At 46.3% G+C, this 16,463-nt stretch carries 15 protein-coding genes and 1 riboswitch; of the genes, 10 read left to right on the forward strand and 5 right to left on the reverse strand.

Annotated features, from left to right (window positions below; genetic code table 11):
* Positions 1 to 542: 542 nt before the first annotated feature.
* Positions 543 to 1,067 carry a DUF3087 domain-containing protein gene (locus tag C1S74_RS17215; RefSeq protein WP_045396185.1) on the reverse strand — a complete coding sequence of 175 codons (525 nt, stop codon included), beginning with the start codon at positions 1,065 to 1,067 and terminating at the stop codon, positions 543 to 545.
* Positions 1,068 to 1,225: 158 nt separating this feature from the next.
* Here C1S74_RS17215 and trmY point away from each other — a divergent pair, with 158 nt between their 5' ends.
* Positions 1,226 to 1,825, forward strand: coding sequence for a tRNA (pseudouridine(54)-N(1))-methyltransferase TrmY (trmY, locus tag C1S74_RS17220; protein ID WP_045396188.1), 600 nt, complete (start codon positions 1,226 to 1,228; stop codon positions 1,823 to 1,825).
* 354 nt (positions 1,826 to 2,179) lie between these two features.
* Here trmY and C1S74_RS17225 read toward each other — a convergent pair whose 3' ends face one another.
* Positions 2,180 to 3,523 (reverse strand): TldD/PmbA family protein, encoded by a 1,344-nt coding sequence (locus C1S74_RS17225; protein ID WP_045396191.1) that lies wholly within the window; start codon positions 3,521 to 3,523, stop codon positions 2,180 to 2,182.
* Positions 3,523 to 4,908 (reverse strand): TldD/PmbA family protein, encoded by a 1,386-nt coding sequence (locus tag C1S74_RS17230; protein ID WP_005435311.1) that lies wholly within the window; start codon positions 4,906 to 4,908, stop codon positions 3,523 to 3,525. Before C1S74_RS17230 ends, C1S74_RS17225 begins: the two co-directional genes overlap by 1 nt.
* Positions 4,909 to 5,264: 356 nt before the next feature.
* A riboswitch (TPP riboswitch) is annotated at positions 5,265 to 5,374 on the forward strand.
* A 109-nt stretch (positions 5,375 to 5,483) separates the two neighbouring features.
* Here C1S74_RS17230 and thiD point away from each other — a divergent pair.
* The 8 genes from thiD (at position 5,484) to C1S74_RS17270 (ending at position 12,026) form a co-directional block, all read left to right on the forward strand.
* Entirely contained in the window at positions 5,484 to 6,371 is an 888-nt protein-coding gene (gene thiD / locus C1S74_RS17235; protein ID WP_045396194.1) for a bifunctional hydroxymethylpyrimidine kinase/phosphomethylpyrimidine kinase, read from the forward strand.
* Positions 6,361 to 7,116: an ABC transporter ATP-binding protein gene (locus C1S74_RS17240; protein WP_045396196.1), complete on the forward strand. Its 756-nt coding sequence runs from the start codon at positions 6,361 to 6,363 to the stop codon at positions 7,114 to 7,116. Before thiD ends, C1S74_RS17240 begins: the two co-directional genes overlap by 11 nt.
* Complete coding sequence (locus C1S74_RS17245) at positions 7,109 to 7,909, forward strand: ABC transporter permease (RefSeq protein WP_045396199.1); 801 nt, start codon at positions 7,109 to 7,111, stop codon at positions 7,907 to 7,909. Before C1S74_RS17240 ends, C1S74_RS17245 begins: the two co-directional genes overlap by 8 nt.
* A gap of 47 nt (positions 7,910 to 7,956) precedes the next feature.
* Positions 7,957 to 8,907 carry an ABC transporter substrate-binding protein gene (locus C1S74_RS17250; protein WP_086047575.1) on the forward strand — a complete coding sequence of 317 codons (951 nt, stop codon included), beginning with the start codon at positions 7,957 to 7,959 and terminating at the stop codon, positions 8,905 to 8,907.
* Positions 8,908 to 8,961: 54 nt separating this feature from the next.
* Positions 8,962 to 9,630: a thiaminase II gene (tenA, locus tag C1S74_RS17255; protein ID WP_045396200.1), complete on the forward strand. Its 669-nt coding sequence runs from the start codon at positions 8,962 to 8,964 to the stop codon at positions 9,628 to 9,630.
* A gap of 12 nt (positions 9,631 to 9,642) precedes the next feature.
* Complete coding sequence (thiM, locus tag C1S74_RS17260; protein WP_045396203.1) at positions 9,643 to 10,434, forward strand: hydroxyethylthiazole kinase; 792 nt, start codon at positions 9,643 to 9,645, stop codon at positions 10,432 to 10,434.
* 62 nt (positions 10,435 to 10,496) lie between these two features.
* Entirely contained in the window at positions 10,497 to 11,111 is a 615-nt protein-coding gene (gene thiE / locus C1S74_RS17265) for a thiamine phosphate synthase (RefSeq protein WP_045396205.1), read from the forward strand.
* 189 nt (positions 11,112 to 11,300) lie between these two features.
* A complete protein-coding gene (locus tag C1S74_RS17270) occupies positions 11,301 to 12,026 on the forward strand; it encodes a phosphatase PAP2 family protein (protein WP_045396208.1) in 726 nt (241 codons plus the stop codon).
* A 79-nt stretch (positions 12,027 to 12,105) separates the two neighbouring features.
* Here the strand turns inward: C1S74_RS17270 and C1S74_RS17275 are convergent, their stop codons facing one another.
* Together C1S74_RS17275 and C1S74_RS17280 are read right to left on the reverse strand one after the other, a co-directional pair.
* Positions 12,106 to 14,559, reverse strand: coding sequence for a molybdopterin guanine dinucleotide-containing S/N-oxide reductase (locus C1S74_RS17275; RefSeq protein WP_045396210.1), 2,454 nt, complete (start codon positions 14,557 to 14,559; stop codon positions 12,106 to 12,108).
* A 19-nt stretch (positions 14,560 to 14,578) separates the two neighbouring features.
* Positions 14,579 to 15,679, reverse strand: a complete 1,101-nt coding sequence (locus C1S74_RS17280; RefSeq protein ID WP_045396213.1) for a NapC/NirT family cytochrome c — start codon at positions 15,677 to 15,679, stop codon at positions 14,579 to 14,581.
* A gap of 269 nt (positions 15,680 to 15,948) precedes the next feature.
* On the opposite strand from C1S74_RS17280, the gene C1S74_RS17285 reads away from it, so the two are divergent.
* The gene (locus C1S74_RS17285; RefSeq protein ID WP_045396216.1) at positions 15,949 to 16,458 is read left to right on the forward strand and encodes a GNAT family N-acetyltransferase; all 510 of its coding nucleotides are present in this window, start codon (positions 15,949 to 15,951) and stop codon (positions 16,456 to 16,458) included.
* Positions 16,459 to 16,463: the final 5 nt, after the last annotated feature.

The following is a 16,463-nucleotide window of genomic DNA, read 5'->3' on the forward strand; positions in this document are numbered from 1 at the left end:
TCAATTTAAGATTTTGTTCGGCTCAACGAATACTGACTTCAAAACTCATCCTTACTCGAAAGTAAGAAGTAATTTTAAAGCTATTATCGTTCCAACAGAACGATAATGAATTGACTGTGCCAAGTCCCCTAATGTTGCCAAAAGAAGTCTTGATTGGTCACTCAGTTCATTGAAACCTAATTTGATACCGAGGTATCTAATTGGATTATCATCAACGAGTGCCCACACAGATTGATAGGTCTATATTGTTAAAGAGCTTGCTTCGTAAGCTTTGCTATCGAAGCGGAGGCGTATTCTAAGGAATTAATTCTTAGTGTCAAACACTTTTTAAAATTAATTTTTAGAAGCTTTTCTTTCGCCTCATTGCCAACCGCTTTTGCGTTTCCGCTTTGCCCTGACAACGGAGGCGCATTATAGGGAGATGATTTTTCTTGGCAACCCTTTTTTAGAAAAAAACTTAAAAAAAAGCGTCGAGTGACGAAATCTCACTCAAACGCTTATTTTTAGTACTTAGTTGTTAACTTCAAGTAGCAAATAGGCAATCAATATGTGTCTATCCAAGACTCTTCAAAGCTCGTGATATCAAGACCCAATGATTGCTCCGCTTCGATTTGCTCAATTGCCTCTAATTCTTTATTTACACTGCTCATCGTTAATGTGTTGTTGTCTAGCTCAAACACCTGACTTTGGGTCGTATAGTAGAACTTAAGTATCGTAAGCGCTTTTACATCGTGCTCAGCAGAAGCGGCTTTAACGCTTTTCAGTTTGCGAAAGATCTTGTTGTGCAGCTGCTTGAGTCTCCAGACATACAACACTTCTTCCATATAAGGGCGTGTTTTGAATTGGTTCAACAAAGACAGTGAAGTGGCTAAAGCGAGCACAACACCAATTAAGTTCCAATGAAAGTTCCCCGTCGATTGTTCAGGTAGTACATCTGTATTACCGAATAAGACGATTAATAGCGTACTAAAAGCAAGAGAAGAGATAGCAAGCAAGGCAACAAAGCCACCAATCACTAGGTTGACTTTCTTTCTATAGACTTGTTTGTTTATTTTTTTGATTTCCATATACCGCTCCTAACAGGTTGCCTCTATTCTAACCAGCACACTCCGCACGACAATCGAAGCTTTGTAAGTAAGTTCACATTTGCTATTAAACTCGCATCCCTTCCCTGCTTGGGTATATACTTCCGCGCATTCACTCTTCCTATATAGAGGCTAAATTCATGCGCTCTTTTGTTTTACGAGCTCGCGCGGCACCAACCACCAGCAAAGCATTGTTAGAAGGTGTTGGTAATGAAGCGCATACAGAGATTCTTGCTCATACCATGATGAACACTATGTTCGTTGCTCAATCACACCGTGAAGACGTGGTTGTGCACTTGGTTTTAGAAAGCACAAAAGACTTCTCACGCACCATTACTATTCGCTCCAACGACATCACCAACATTGGCGGCTTTCATGAGTCAACCTTGATTGCAGCAGTGGCTCGCGCTTTAGACGCTTCGGTTGGTATGGGTAAAGAGCAGCTTCGTGAAGTCGAACCTGGTATCACCGTTCGTACCGTCAGCTTTGAACGCCTAGTGCAAGAACTGGCAGAAGATCACCAACTATATATGTTGGACAAAAAAGGCGAATTTGTTCGTAATGCAGAAATCGGTGGAAACCCATGTTTCTTGCTAACTGACCATATTCCGATGCCGAAGAAGTCTTTTAATAGCTTAAAGCGCCTTGGCACAGAGAAGATCAGCTTAGGTCCTAAGATGCTTTTCGCTTCTCAGTGTGTGGTATTGATCCACAATGAGTTGGACATCCGCGAATTTTAATTCTCGCGAGTTAACCATTCTATACCCAAGTAACCTCAAGGTGCTAGGTTCAGCGAGAATGACTTAGTTTGAAGGCGAGGCAACAATTTGAAGATCTAGTGGTTCTAAATCAAAAATTGTTAACGAAGCATACGAACCAAGGCAAATCGCCCTTTGGGAGCGTGTCACTGACGCAATTTCATCGTCAAACAACTTGGAAAGAGCTTGCTATTACACTGCGTTGTTTTCCTTGCTTGCTTTCGGTAAATAGGGAATCAGTGACAACGCTCTGAATCCTGCATCTTGAAGTCACTTGGGTATATAAAAAAGAGGACTCCATTGAGTCCTCTTTTTGTTTCTATAGGAATGCTGGGGTTATTTACCACCAATGCTCAAACGAGCAAAGCGAACGTCAGGCGAGAAGAAAGTTCGGCTATCGTTAATTAGCTGAGTATCACCCACAGCCTCAACTTCTTGCAGCATCTTGTAGAAGTTACCCGCTACTGTAATACCACGTACTGGTTGAAGGCGCTCTCCATCACGGCACAAGAAGCCACTCGCACCAAACGAGAAATCACCACTCACTGCATCCGCCCCAGAATGGACTCCTTGAAGTTCGACTAACTCTAGGTACTCACCCGCTTTTACTTCTGAAGCACTGCTGTTGCCTGTCGCAATCACTTTGTGATTCGCTGATACGTCTAGGCTCGATTTTGCACCGCGAGCGGCACTTGCTGTCGAGACTGCGCCCAAGTAACTTGCGGTCTGGCTGTTGTGTAGCAAGGTTTTCAACTCACCATTAGCAATCATCGCATTGTCTTGAGTAGCAAAGCCTTCACTATCAAAACTCGCGATTGCCATACCATTTGGCATGTAAGCCGTATCAGTAAAGGTAATCAAATCACTCGCAACACGTTGACCAAGCTTGTCACCTAGTGGCGTAATGCCTTTCATCGCGCTTACACCAGAGAAAGCACTGCCGAAAGCACCGAATAAACTTGCTAGCGCATTGATGTGGAAGATAGCAGGGTAGTTACCTGTCGCAACCGGAGCGCCTTCAAGAAGATCGCGAGCAAGGTTGTAGCCACCTTCTATACAGTAAGCTGGATTCAACTCATCAAAACGACGACCAAGCGACATTCTACCCGCCATTGACTGTTTGCCGTCTTTTTCAAACAAGGTATACGCGTAACAAGTGAACGAGCGCTCGAAGTGTTGACACAATGTGCCTTGAGTATTGGCAATGATCAGTTGTGTTTCGCCATCGCTGTAACCATTGTAAGGTGCGCTAGAAGCGTGAGGCAGAGCTACTACGCCTTGCTCAAGTGCGAGAGACAGTTCGATTTTTTCGTCAACAGAAGTGGTATCTTCTTGTGAAATTTCGGCAACATCAGTCGCGATTTGGCTGTTCACGCAACTAATAGTCTGATGTTCATCTTGCTTGGAAAAGCGAGCGCTTTGCAGTGCGTTGGTCAGCATCAAATCTAAGCTTGGTTGCTCTAACGACTCAGAATAGCTTGTTGCAACGCGCGCATCTTTCACAACACGAACGCCCAGAACTTGGCTTGAGCTTACTTTGTACTCATCCAGCTTTCCTTGGTTCGCTTTCAGAGAAAAGCTACTGTTACGGTTTACAATGACGTCCGCTTCTGCACCTTGGCGTTTTGCTTCTGATAGGACGTAATCAACCGCATTAAGAAGTTGTTGTTCTTGGCTCATTAGTTACCGCCTCCTACCAGAATGTTATCTACTTTCAGCGTTGGCTGACCGACTGTTGTTGGTACTGAACCACTCACGGAACCACACATGCCCGGCGCAAGCGCCATGTCTTTGCCGACCATGCTGATTTCTTTCAACACTTTTGGACCCGTGCTGATCAGCGTTGCTGTTTTCAGAGGTTTGGTGATTTTGCCATTTTCAATGAGGTAAGCTTCACGAACGGCAAAGTTGAACTCACCCGTACCCGGCTGAACCGAGCCGCCGCCCATCTTCTTCGCATAGATACCGCGTTCGATGCCAGCCAGCATGTCATCAAGTGAATGCTCGCCTTCTTCGATAAAGGTGTTACGCATACGCGAGGTTGGTGCGAACTTGTAGTTTTGACGACGACCAGAACCCGTAGGCTCATAACCTGTCTTCATGCCACCCATTTTATCGACCATAAAGCTGGTTAGCTTACCGTCTTTGATCAATTGGGTGCGCTGAGTCTTCATACCTTCGTCATCAACATGAATCGAGCCCCATTCATTGGTCATGGTGCCATCATCGACTGCATTCACTGCGGTGTGAGCAACCATTTCGCCCATCTTGTCGTGGAATACTGACGCTTTCTTCGCAACCGAAGTGGTTTCTAGCAAGTGACCACATGCTTCATGGAAGATAACACCGCCAAAGCCGTTACCAATTACCACTGGCATTTCACCCGATGGACACGCATCCGCACCAAGTTTTACTAACGCTTGCTGCGCGATAGTTTGACCTAGCTCTTTCGCATCCAGCTGTTCACTGAACTCCCAACCAGCAAGAGCGCCAGGACCTTCCATACCAGAAGACTGCTCATTACCTTTTTGAGCGACAGTATTACCAGCAACTCGGATGTAGTGACGAGTATCGTCAACGTGTAGACCTTCTGAATTGAAGATAGACACTTGCTGTTCACGCTGAAGCACACTGCCAATGAACTGGCTGATATGTTCACTCTCTGCACGTGCAGCTTGGTCAACTTGCAATAGGAAAGCGATTTTAGAATCTAGGTTAGCGTCTTTGCCAAGTGGCATACGACAACCATGTTGAATTGGGTAGCGGTTCAGATTGAGAGAACCTGCTGACGCGATTTGCTCACGCTTATCTTTTGCAGCAAGTAGTGAGGTTACGCGTTTAAGTTCGGCTTCATCGGTGCTGTTGGTGTAACCGTAAAGCACTTTATGACCGAAGAAGAGACGAATACCGATACCAAAATCGATACCCGAGTTCACCTTATCCACCTCACCAGATGCGATCTGGACAGTGTTGGTTTGATGGTGTTCAACGAATAGCTCAGCGAAATCAGCCCCTAAAAAGAGGGCATGATCGATCACCGCTTTCGCTGTTACAGAATTAAGCATGAAATCTCCTTGCTCGTTGATCGTCCTAGCCTTCCCCACCTTTGAGTTAGACTCTGTTTATAACAGTCACAACCTAAATTGGATGACTCAAAAGCATATTGGCAACGCGTTAAATATTAACACTTTTTTAACCTTGTTTTATGCTAATCCTTGCTAAATCAAAGAACGATTCGTTACGTATTATGTCGACATCTCACTATTAGATAGTGTCTTGAACTGCCAGTTTCAATGCAGCACGTTATTTACGCTAAATTCTGTTCTCTCGTTACCGCTCTCAAGTCTCATATTTAATCGATTGCCCCCTCTTGGCCGGAAAAAACACGTGCACCGTAACTGAGTGAACTGCTATTATCTTGACGAAATAGTCGGGGGGCCCATGCATTGAATGCGTCGGCTGAGATCGAAATCGAGACCCGTTGAACCTGATTCAGTTAGCACTGACGTAGGGAACTATCATCACTTTGCCACTAGCCTGCTTGAGTCTCTATTAGTACAGCTAGTCTCAACGGATCCGATCACCGATCTTCCCTTGCGATGGCCAAGTCAGTTCCTATACGTCTGTAATAGGAGCGACCATGGCGCAGCAGTCAAGCCAAGAAAAACCATCAACACAGCCACAAGCAGCAACTTCAATAGACACACCGATTGTGTTGACGATTGCAGGTTCTGATAGTGGCGGCGGCGCAGGCATTCAAGCCGACATCAAAGCGATGTCCGCAACCGGCAGTTTTGCTTGCTCGGTAATCACGGCGATTACTTCGCAAAATACCCAAGGCGTTTCTGCGATTTTTCCCATTCCTCTCGACCATGTAGAGAGCCAACTCGATGCGGTATTTACCGACCTCAACATCGTTGCAGTCAAAGTGGGCATGCTGGCCGACTCCAACATCATCAAGGTTGTTGCCAACAAAATTAAACAATACCAGCCAAAACACCTCGTGATTGACCCTGTAATGGTGGCCACCAGCGGCGATCTATTACTGGAACAGTCGGCAATCAGCACTTTAAAAGAAGAATTGATTCCGCTCGCAGACATCATTACCCCTAACCTACCCGAAGGCGCAGCATTGACGGGTAAGCCAGTGCCTCAATCAGAATCTGAAATGAACGATATGATTGCTGATCTACGCGCGCTCGGTGCAAAAGCGGTGCTGTTAAAAGGCGGCCACTTAGAAAAAGACGAAAACAGCAACGATCTGCTGATCATGCAAGATAGCGCCGAGTTAATCAGCGCTAAACGCTTTCCAACCAAAAACACCCATGGCACAGGCTGCACGCTGTCTTCTGCTATCGCGTCTTACCTTGGCCAAGGCAACAACCTGCACAAAGCGGTGCACCTAGGTAAGCAGTACATCAGCCAAGCTATCGCACACGCTGATGAATTGGATGTCGGTAAAGGTCACGGCCCTGTGAACCATTTTTTTGCAGGTCCTAATTTTGGGAAAAGTAAAGATGTGCGCTAATGCACTCGGCATTCAGCTTACCGAAGCAAGTCTGCAATACAAAGACAGCCAAACACCAACATTAGCAGGGTTGAGTATGACTATCCCTGCTAATCAATGGACTGTGTTACTTGGCCGCAGTGGTTGCGGAAAAACGACGATCCTTCGTTATCTCGCGGGGTTGTTAGACGACAAAGTCGAATGGCATGGTGAATTAACCACCACGGATGGCATCGCCCTACACGAACGTATTGCCTACATGGCACAACAAGACTTGTTGCTACCATGGCTAAATGTGTTAGACAACGTCTGCCTCAGTTCTCGATTTTCTCAAGACCAAGCACCAGAACAAGATAAACAACGTGCACTGACTTTACTCAACCAAGTGGGACTCACAGATTACGCGGATGCTAAGCCAGCTCAGCTCTCTGGCGGCATGAGACAACGTGTTGCCCTTGCTCGCACTCTGATGCAAGACAAGCCTCTAGTTCTGATGGATGAGCCTTTCTCTGCGTTGGATGCGGTTACTCGCCATAAGTTGCAAACCTTGTCTGCCGAATTACTGAAAGATAAGACGGTTGTTCTGATTACCCACGACCCACAAGAAGCGGTGCGATTAGCTCACCAACTCTATGTGTTGCAAGGCACGCCTGCGCAAGCTCAGCACTTGGTCGTTCCAGACTCCAAGCCGCCGCGAGTTCTCGATGGAGGGTGCGCGGCACTACAACAGGCGATTTTGGATCAATTGGAGAAAGACTATGAGTGATATGACTCAGTACAACTCCGTTTCGGCACGTATTAGTAAAAAAGAACGCGTGACCCATCCGGCTCTGCGCTTGGTCATTAGCACAGCGGTGATCTTGGGATTGTGGCAGTTGGTTGTTGTGGTATTCGACATGCCAAGCTTCATCTTACCTTCACCAATTGAAGTGCTGGATAGATTGGTCACTCGTTACGATGTCCTGCTCAAACATACTTGGGTTACCGCGCAAGAGATTCTACTTGGCTTGGCGCTTGGATTATCGATGGGTTTGCTGTTCGCATTGCAAATGCTGATGTTCGAACCGCTGAAGCGTTGGTTACTGCCAATTCTGATTGCTAGCCAAGCGATCCCTGTGTTCGCTATCGCGCCAGTACTCATGCTTTGGCTCGGTTACGGCATTGCATCGAAAGTCGTCATGGCGGCGATCATCATCTTTTTCCCCGTCACGACATGTTGCTACGACGGTTTGCGCAATACACCAACAGGTTACCTCGACCTTGCCAAGACCATGGGCGCGTCTAAATGGCAGTTACTTCGTCATATTCAATTGCCAGCCGCCCTACCAACTTTAGCCTCAGGTATTCGTGTTGCCGTCGTTATTGCGCCAATTGGAGCAGTGGTCGGTGAGTGGGTAGGTTCAAGTGAAGGCTTGGGGTATCTGATGCTCCAAGCCAACGCTCGCATGATCATTGATGAGATGTTTGCGACGCTGTTTATCCTCGCCGTGCTGTCTATCTCACTCTACTTCATCACCGATAAATTATTGAAAAAAGCCATCCCTTGGGAAAGCAAGTAATTGCAGAAAATAACCAAAGGAAATAGGGAAAGAAAAGGAAGAACCCCGTGAATAAAAACAAACTTATGAGCGCTGCTGCTCTACTCGCTTCAGTGGTATCAACCAACGTGCTTGCTGCTGAAAAAGAGATGACGCTGATGTTGGATTGGTTCGTCAACCCAAACCATGGCCCTATCGTGATTGCCAAAGAACGCGGTTACTTCAAAGAACAAGGCTTGAAGGTCAACATTCAAGAGCCTGCAGATCCAAGCACACCACCTAAGTTGGTCGCGGCGGGTAAAGTCGACATGGCGATTTCTTACCAACCAAGCCTGACCATCGATGTCGCGGCTGGTTTGCCACTAATCCGCTCTGCGACTTTGATTGCTACGCCACTCAACACGCTGATGGTGTTGGATAACGGTAAGAATGAAAACCTTGGTGACTTGAAAGGTAAGAAGATCGGTATTGCTATCGCGGGCAACGAAGAAGCAACAATCGGCACTATGCTTGCACAAGAGAACGTGAAGTTTTCTGACGTACAAATCATCAACGTAGGTTGGGCGCTGTCTTCGTCTCTTGCGTCTGGCAAAGTGGATGCGATTTGGGGCGGTCTACGTAACTTCGAAACCAACCAACTTGCACTAGAAGGTTATAAAGCTAAGGCCTTTTTCCCTGAAGAACACGGCGTGCCAGCGTATGACGAGTTAGTCTTCGTAGCCAATGCAAAAACCTACGACAAAGAAGCCATCAAGGCATTCAACAAAGCACTAGAGCAAGCGACCACTTACATCGTTAACCATCCAAAAGAGTCATGGAAAGAGTTTGTGGCTTATTCACCAGACACCCTCAACAACGAGCTTAACCAACGCGCTTGGAACGACACGCTAACTCGTTTCGCTCTTCGTCCATCTGCAGTAGATCTGAAACGCTACGATGACTATGCCGAATTCATGTATTCACAAAAAATCATCGAAACACTGCCAAAAGCGAAAGATTACGTACCGAACTTTGACTAATTCTACTGATCTTAGGAGCTAAGCCTAGGGTCTTTTGATAACGAGATACCCATAATGAAATACCAAGATTTGATCGACGCTTGCCAACAAGATTGGCAAGAATACACCGAGCATGCTTTCGTGCAGCAATTGGCGAAAGGCACTCTGGCTCAACCTTGTTTTCTGCACTATCTAAAGCAGGATTTTCTTTTCCTAAAACAGTACGCACGAGCTTACGCATTAGCGATCTACAAAGCACGTACTTTGGATGACATGCGCCGTGCCCTACCAAGCGTACATGCATTGCTAGATTCTGAAATCGCCCACCACGTGACTTACTGCGAGCAATGGGGACTGACAGAATCCGACTTAGAAAACGAGCCAGAAGATTTCGGTACGGTAGCTTATACCCGTTACGTATTAGATGCTGGCATGACCGGCGATCTTGTTGATCTATACGCGGCACTAGCGCCATGCTCTATCGGTTATGCCGTAATCGGTAAGATGCTGATTGAAGATGAGAGCACGGTAATCGAAGGCAATCCATACGCAAGCTGGATCAACCTCTACGGTGGTGAGGAGTTTCAATCAGGTGTCGCAAAAGGTGCAGAGCACTTTAATCAGTTATTGGCGGAAATCGATATCAATAGCCAGCGCGGTCAAAACCTGATTCAGGTATTCAAAACCGCAACGCGTATGGAAGTAGCATTCTGGCAACAAGGTCTGAACGCTCAGCAAGATTAATCGGAGAGTCTCATGTTAATTGAACAAATCACCCAAGCATTAACCGCCGTACGCCAGCAAAAGCCATTAGTCGTCAACATCACTAACTACGTGGTGATGAATAACACGGCAAACGCCCTATTGGCTATCGGTGCTTCTCCAATCATGGCGCACTCCAAGCAGGAAATGGCAGAGATGATGTCGTTCGCCGGCTCGCTGGTTATAAACATCGGTACCCTAGACAGCGTTTGGACGCCGCGTATGAGCTATGCCGTAGAGCAAGCCAATGCCAATGGCAAAATCGTTGTGCTCGATCCCGTTGGTTGCGGAGCAAGTTCGCTACGTACCGAGACATCACGTGAAATCGCACGCCTTGCAGACAAACTCATCATCCGTGGTAACGCCTCAGAAATCATTGCACTCGCTGGCGAGCAAGCACAAAGCAAAGGCGTCGATGCGTTAGACAGCAGTGACACAGCACTTGGGGCAGCCAACTTCTTAGTCGCAGAGTACGGTGCAAGCGTGGTGATTTCTGGCGAGACTGATTACATCGTCACGAAAGAGCAAACCGTGCAACTAAACAACGGTCACGAGATGATGCCATACGTAACCGGAATGGGTTGTACGCTAACGGCACTGACGGGCGCTTTTGCTGCTGTTGGTGATAACACCGGACTTGCTGCAGCGGCGGTACTGGGCATTGTTGGCGGGATTGCAGCGGAACAAGCTCGTGGTCCAGGCAGTCTGCAAATGAACCTGTTAGATGAGCTTTACCAGTTGGATGAAGAAACGCTGGCAAAGCATCTAAAACTGCAAGTGAGCTAAGTTTTTCTCCATCAAATACCAGCCTCTCACTGCATCTGGATGAGAGGCCCAAAGGAAATAAAATGAACGCCTATCGTTTATATTTGGTCACCGATGACCAACAAGATTTAGCAACACTAAAGCGTGTTGTGAGAAAAGCCGTGGAAGGTGGCGTAACCATGGTACAAGTCCGCGAAAAACACGGCGATGTGCGTGCGTTTATCGAACGTGCTCAAGCCGTTAAAGACATCCTTAAAGATACCGATGTGCCTTTGATCATCAATGACCGCGTTGATGTCGCACTGGCTGTCGATGCTGATGGTGTCCATCTCGGGCAATCAGACATGCCCGCAACTATCGCTCGTGAGTTGATTGGACCAAACAAAATTCTCGGCTTATCTATCGAAAATGAAGAGCAGCTTGGAGAAGCAGACTCTCTGCCGATTGATTACATCGGTTTGAGCGCAATCTTCGCGACGCCGACCAAAACCAACACCAAAAAACATTGGGGTATTGATGGTTTGAAGATGGCGTTAGAGACGACTTCACTGCCGATTGTTGCCATTGGCGGCATTAACGAAAATAACATTCCGCAGCTCAGCGCCACTGGTGTCCACGGCTTGGCTTTGGTTTCAGCAATTTGCCACGCAGAAGATCCCAAAGCGGCATCGGAATATTTATTAGGGTTGATGAGCTAACCTTGTTCACTCCAAGAACAAAGCGCTTATGGATGAGCGCGTTTGCCTCTTAATACTTTCAACAGCCCCTCCTTTCACAACGAAGACCTGCAATGTCACTTTCACGCTCGAATTGACAGAGCGTTGATAAGTTTTTCACATCGATTGTCGTAAGATAGCCGCCTATTTTCGACTGCTGTATGACTTTTCATGAAAACTAAAAAATACGGTTTGATGATGCTCGCCTTGTTCATCCTTGGTATCGTCACGATCTCACTGTTTGCCTCATATCACGATCTCACTTCTCACGTTTCTGATGGCACAGGCATTATCTTTACTCTGCTAACAGACTCAGCGGGCAGCAAAGGCTTTTTGATTACCCTAACTTTGTTGGCGTTATCGCTGTACCGATTTAAGCCAACTAACACAGAATGGATGCAAAAACTCTCCATGCTGGGCTTGCTGTTGGTGATTGGTTTTGCCAGCAAAACAGGGTTAAAGCTGATGACAGAAAGCCCACGTCCATACACAGAACTGCTTGCCGCAGAACAACTGATTGAACATCCAGAAGCGTTTTATCAGTTAGAGACAGCTCAACAAGCGAGTGTGATTGGAGAGATTTCAGAAAAAGTCAGTGAATGGCGTACTCGTCACTGGCAAGGTGAAAAGGATTACTCTTTCCCATCCGGTCATACGATTTTCGTTTCTATCTGCTTAGCCTTCTTCGGTGGGTTGTTTTTGCAGAATAAGTGCTATCTCTCTGCTGCAACTTTGTGGGTATGGGCAATGGGCGTAGCGTACAGCCGTTTGTGGCTTGGCATGCATCGTATTGAAGATTTGATTGGTTCAGTGGTGTTTGTCGCTGTGGTATTTACGTTGCTACCCACATTTCAAATTACCCAAAAAGCGCCTTTCGTTGCCTTAGCGACCAAGTAAAAGTCTTAAAAAATAGATAAAAAAAGAAGCCAGCAAATTACTGGCTTCTTTGGTATTTAGCGTTCGGTTTAAACCAATATTAAGCGTTCTTAGGCGGTGTGAATGCCGTTAATTCTAACACTGGACCTTCGTACTTCTCGATACGCACTAATGCAGAGTTTGCAGCACAGCCGTTCGCAAGGCGCGAGGTTGGGATGTCAAGTGTTAGGACGTTACAACCACCGTTTTTACAAATCCCCGTTTTCTTATCTAGATCTGGCCAGCCACCTTCGTGAATACAAACAGAACCTTGCTTGATGCCGTCAGTAACCAAAGCGCCTACCAACACTTGACCACGACCATTGTAAGCACGGACCAAGTCACCTGTCTTAATGCCACGCGCTTTCGCATCTTCTGGGTGGATAGAAATCGGCTCACGGTCTGCAATCGCGTACTCTTCACGAATCTTCGCATAGTTGAACTGGCTGTGTAGACGATGCGCCGCGTGCGCTGTCATTAGCTGAAGTTCATCTTGTTTTGCGTTGCCAGTGTACTCCGTTGGCTCCATCCAAGTTGGGTGTGGAGGACAGTCTTCAAGCTGGTAGCCTTCGATTGTCTTAGAGAAGATCTCAATCTTACCACTTGGCGTACCTAATGGGTTCATAATCGGATTTTCACGGAAATCAGCGTAACGAACAAATTGTGCGTTCTTCTCATTCCATTTCATTTCGATCAGTTGGTTATCTTCCCAGAACTTACTGAAGTTTGGCATTGCGATGCGTTGTGCTCGACCACCTTGTTGTGCTGCTTTGTAGAATTGATACAGCCATTCCATTTCAGTTTTGCCTTCGGTGTAAACTTCGCGACCACCCGGAGCAAGCAACTCTGCCATATCCGCAAATACATCGAAGTCGTTACGCGCTTCACCTTGAGGTTCAATAACCTGTTTCATTGGTACTAAGTGTTGGTTACTGTAGTCGCCAGTCATCGTTAAGTCATTGCGTTCAAACGACGTGGTAATAGGCAGTACGATATCCGCATGTTTCGCCGCAGCGGTCCAGTAAATTTCCGAGATAACGACCAATTCTGGTTTTTGCCAAGCTTTGATCAGACGGTTTGTATCTTGGTGGTGAGTAAAGTTGCCGCCGCCGGCCCACCAAATCATCTTGATATCAGGGAACACACGCTCATGACCGTTGTGTTTGTACACTTGACCTGGGTTTTCCAAAGCTTCAACAATACGCGCAACAGGGAATGAGTTCATCACTTTACCCGTCGCAGACCAGCCACGCTCATCACTACCGGCTACAGCCCCTAACGAAGCTGACATCGCTGGAAGTACGCCAGCATCACGCGAAGGGTTACCACCATTTGAGTAATGGTAAGAGAAACCAAAACCACCGCCTGGTAGACCGATCTGACCAAGCATTGCTGCCAACGTCACGATCATCCAGTGGCGTTGCTCACCAAACTGCTGACGCTGAATACCCCAGCCCGCCATTAACATAGTGCGGTTTTTACTGAAGATATCAGCCAATAGCTCTAACTGTTTTGCTGGCACGCCACAGATCTTAGATGCCCATTCTGCCGACTTTTCTACGCCGTCTTCTTTACCCATCAGATAAGCTTCGAAAACGTCATAGCCCGTAGTGTACTTCTCGATAAATGCTTTATCGTGCTTACCTTGTTTCACAAGTGTATGCGCAATACCCATTAGCATCGCTACGTCAGTCATTGGGTGAGGTGCAATCCACTGAGCGTTATCGCCAAAGAACTCGATCGTTTCAGAACGCATAGGGTCGATAGCAATAACTGTCTTGCCCGACTTTTTCAATTGATGGAAAAATTCTAAACCAGAGCAGTCTGTTGAGCTCCAAGCAATTTTTAGCGTGTTCATTGGGTTCAGCCCCCAAAGTACAACGACATCACTATGCTCTAACACCATTGGGTAAGTAGTTTGCTGTTCATAAACTTCGATAGAACCCACTACGTGAGGCATGATGACTTGAGCAGCACCTGTTGAGTAGTCACCCATGTGACCAGAATAGCCACCAGCCATGCCCATATAACGTTGCAACAATGTTTGCGCTTTGTGTAAAACACCACTTGAACGCCAGCCGTAAGAGCCAGCAAAAATAGCGTCAGGCGTGTTATTGGCGCGAATACGCATATGTTGTTCATGAAGCAGCTTGTAAGCCTCTTCCCAAGATACACGCACAAACTCATCACCACCACGAACACCTTCAGGTGCAGATGGATTTGCTAGAAAACCCTTACGTACCATTGGGCATTTGATACGAGCTTTAGTATGAACTTGGTCTGGCCCTGTTGTTTGTAGACTGTTGAAGACCGTTTGTGGAACAGCATTGGTAGTCGAAATCAGTTTGCCATCTTTCACTTCACACAGCATTGGTCCCATACGACCCGCAGTTAATACGCCTTTACCACGCTCATTCGATGCCGCCACTGACATTGGTGATAATGAAGTAAACGCCATAGCACCTGCAGCCATGCCTGTGCCTTTTAAAAATCCGCGACGTGTAATTTCTGTCATTGTTTTACCCTTTTAATGCTTAGTGACCAACAACGTCTTTCGCGTGGTTTTGGAAGTATTTAGTAAGTAGCTCTAAGTTCTCAGGAGAGATATCTGTACGAGCACCCATACCTTTCGCAACTGGACCCCATGCGTTAACGGTGAAGTGTTCACCAGGGATTTTTGCGTGACAGGTAGCGCAGTAAACGTTGTCTAGTTCTTCGGCATAAGACCATACTGGTTTAAGTGTATCCACTACAGGGGAGTCGATGTCACCAGTTAGCGCTACTGAACGCCATTCGTTACCGTATACGTCTGCTTCGTATTCGCCTGTTTTAAGCGCATTCTGACCTTGTTCTGCTAATGTCGCAACGATTGCACGTTGACCTTCACCCATGTAAAGCACTTGTTCCGCGCCTTTCATCTGAAATGCGTTTAGAGTTACAGTGCGGTCGTCACCATTCGCTTTCACAACCTCTAGTTTTGCAGTTGGATTCAGCGTACCGTAATCCCCCATAGAGATAGCCGTTACTGGATAAACTACTTTTGCATCTGCCGTCGTTTGTTTAGTGAACGCCATCAAAGCATCAAAAGCTTTGCTGTCTAACTGAGCTTCAGGAGCGAAGTGCGCAACACCCTTATGGCAGTCGATACAGGTTTGATCGTTCGCTTTCGCATACTCATGCATTTTGGCAGCATCACGAGATTGCTCGTACTGCTCCATTGCATCGAAATCATGACAAGAACGACATGTAGCGGAATCATTCTCTCGGAATTGCTCCCATACTGTTTCAGCCATTTCTTTACGGTGTGCTTCGTATTTTTCTGACGTATCAATCTTGCCAGTAACGAACTCATGGTAAATGTCTTTCGAAGCACGGATTTTGGTGATCAAGTAATCCATTGGTTCTTGAGGGATATGACAGTCTGAACATTCTGCGCGAATACCTTTGGCATTACTAAAGTGAACTGAGCCTTGATACTCCTTATAAGGCATTTCCATAGAGTGGCAAGAGACACAAAACTCAGTATCGGACGTGTAATGCATAACAGCAGCAGAACCGCCCAATGTTAACCAACCTACACCAACACCAACACCGGCAGCGACCAGTAAAGCGACATATCTTTTTTTAATCGACATAATTAGAAACAAACTCTCACATTTAGTAATTTATCATCGTAATTTACCTCTTTAGTAGTACGAGTTATTGATCCACATCATAAGCGTATTACAACTTATGCCTTGCGAATGAAATTCTGCAACTTTCATTCACACAGCGATATTGTCAGAATTTTATTTTTCTCACTTATCATTCACTCGACAAATAATTCAAATAAATGCAATGACTTGATTACGCTACAGAATGAATGACAAACTGTTGAAAGTCCGCGCAATAAGGAAGCTCACTGATGCAGTTAACGACAACAAGACTCTCTCTTGCGCCAATCACTCATGAACATTGGTCTCTTTACCAGCGACTTTGCACTGACCCACAAATTATCGCCCTTTGTTTTGACCCTCCCTCGGAGGCTGAACTTGAGCAAAACTTTGAATCTCGACTACCAATATGGACACCACAAAGTGATCATTGGTTGTGCTTGGTGATTTATGAAAAGAAAAGTGCCCAACCCATTGGTGTTACAGGGTTTGTGCTGCAAGACGGTAAAGCCGAAGTTGGGTATTTATTGCTGCCTGAATTCTATGGTCAGCAATACGGCACAGAGTCTCTGACTGCCGTTCTAGGTTGGGCGCAAAACGAACATCAAATTTCGCACTTCTCCGCCACCGTAACGGAAGGGAATATTGGTTCTGAACGGGTGTTAGAAAAATGCGGATTCACTCTCGAACAAGTGATCCCAGAAGCGTATGAAATCGGTGGTAAAAAGTACGCCGATAAAATCTATTCACGACAAAAATAAGGACG

Source organism: Vibrio hyugaensis (assembly GCF_002906655.1).
Classification (GTDB): domain Bacteria; phylum Pseudomonadota; class Gammaproteobacteria; order Enterobacterales; family Vibrionaceae; genus Vibrio; species Vibrio hyugaensis.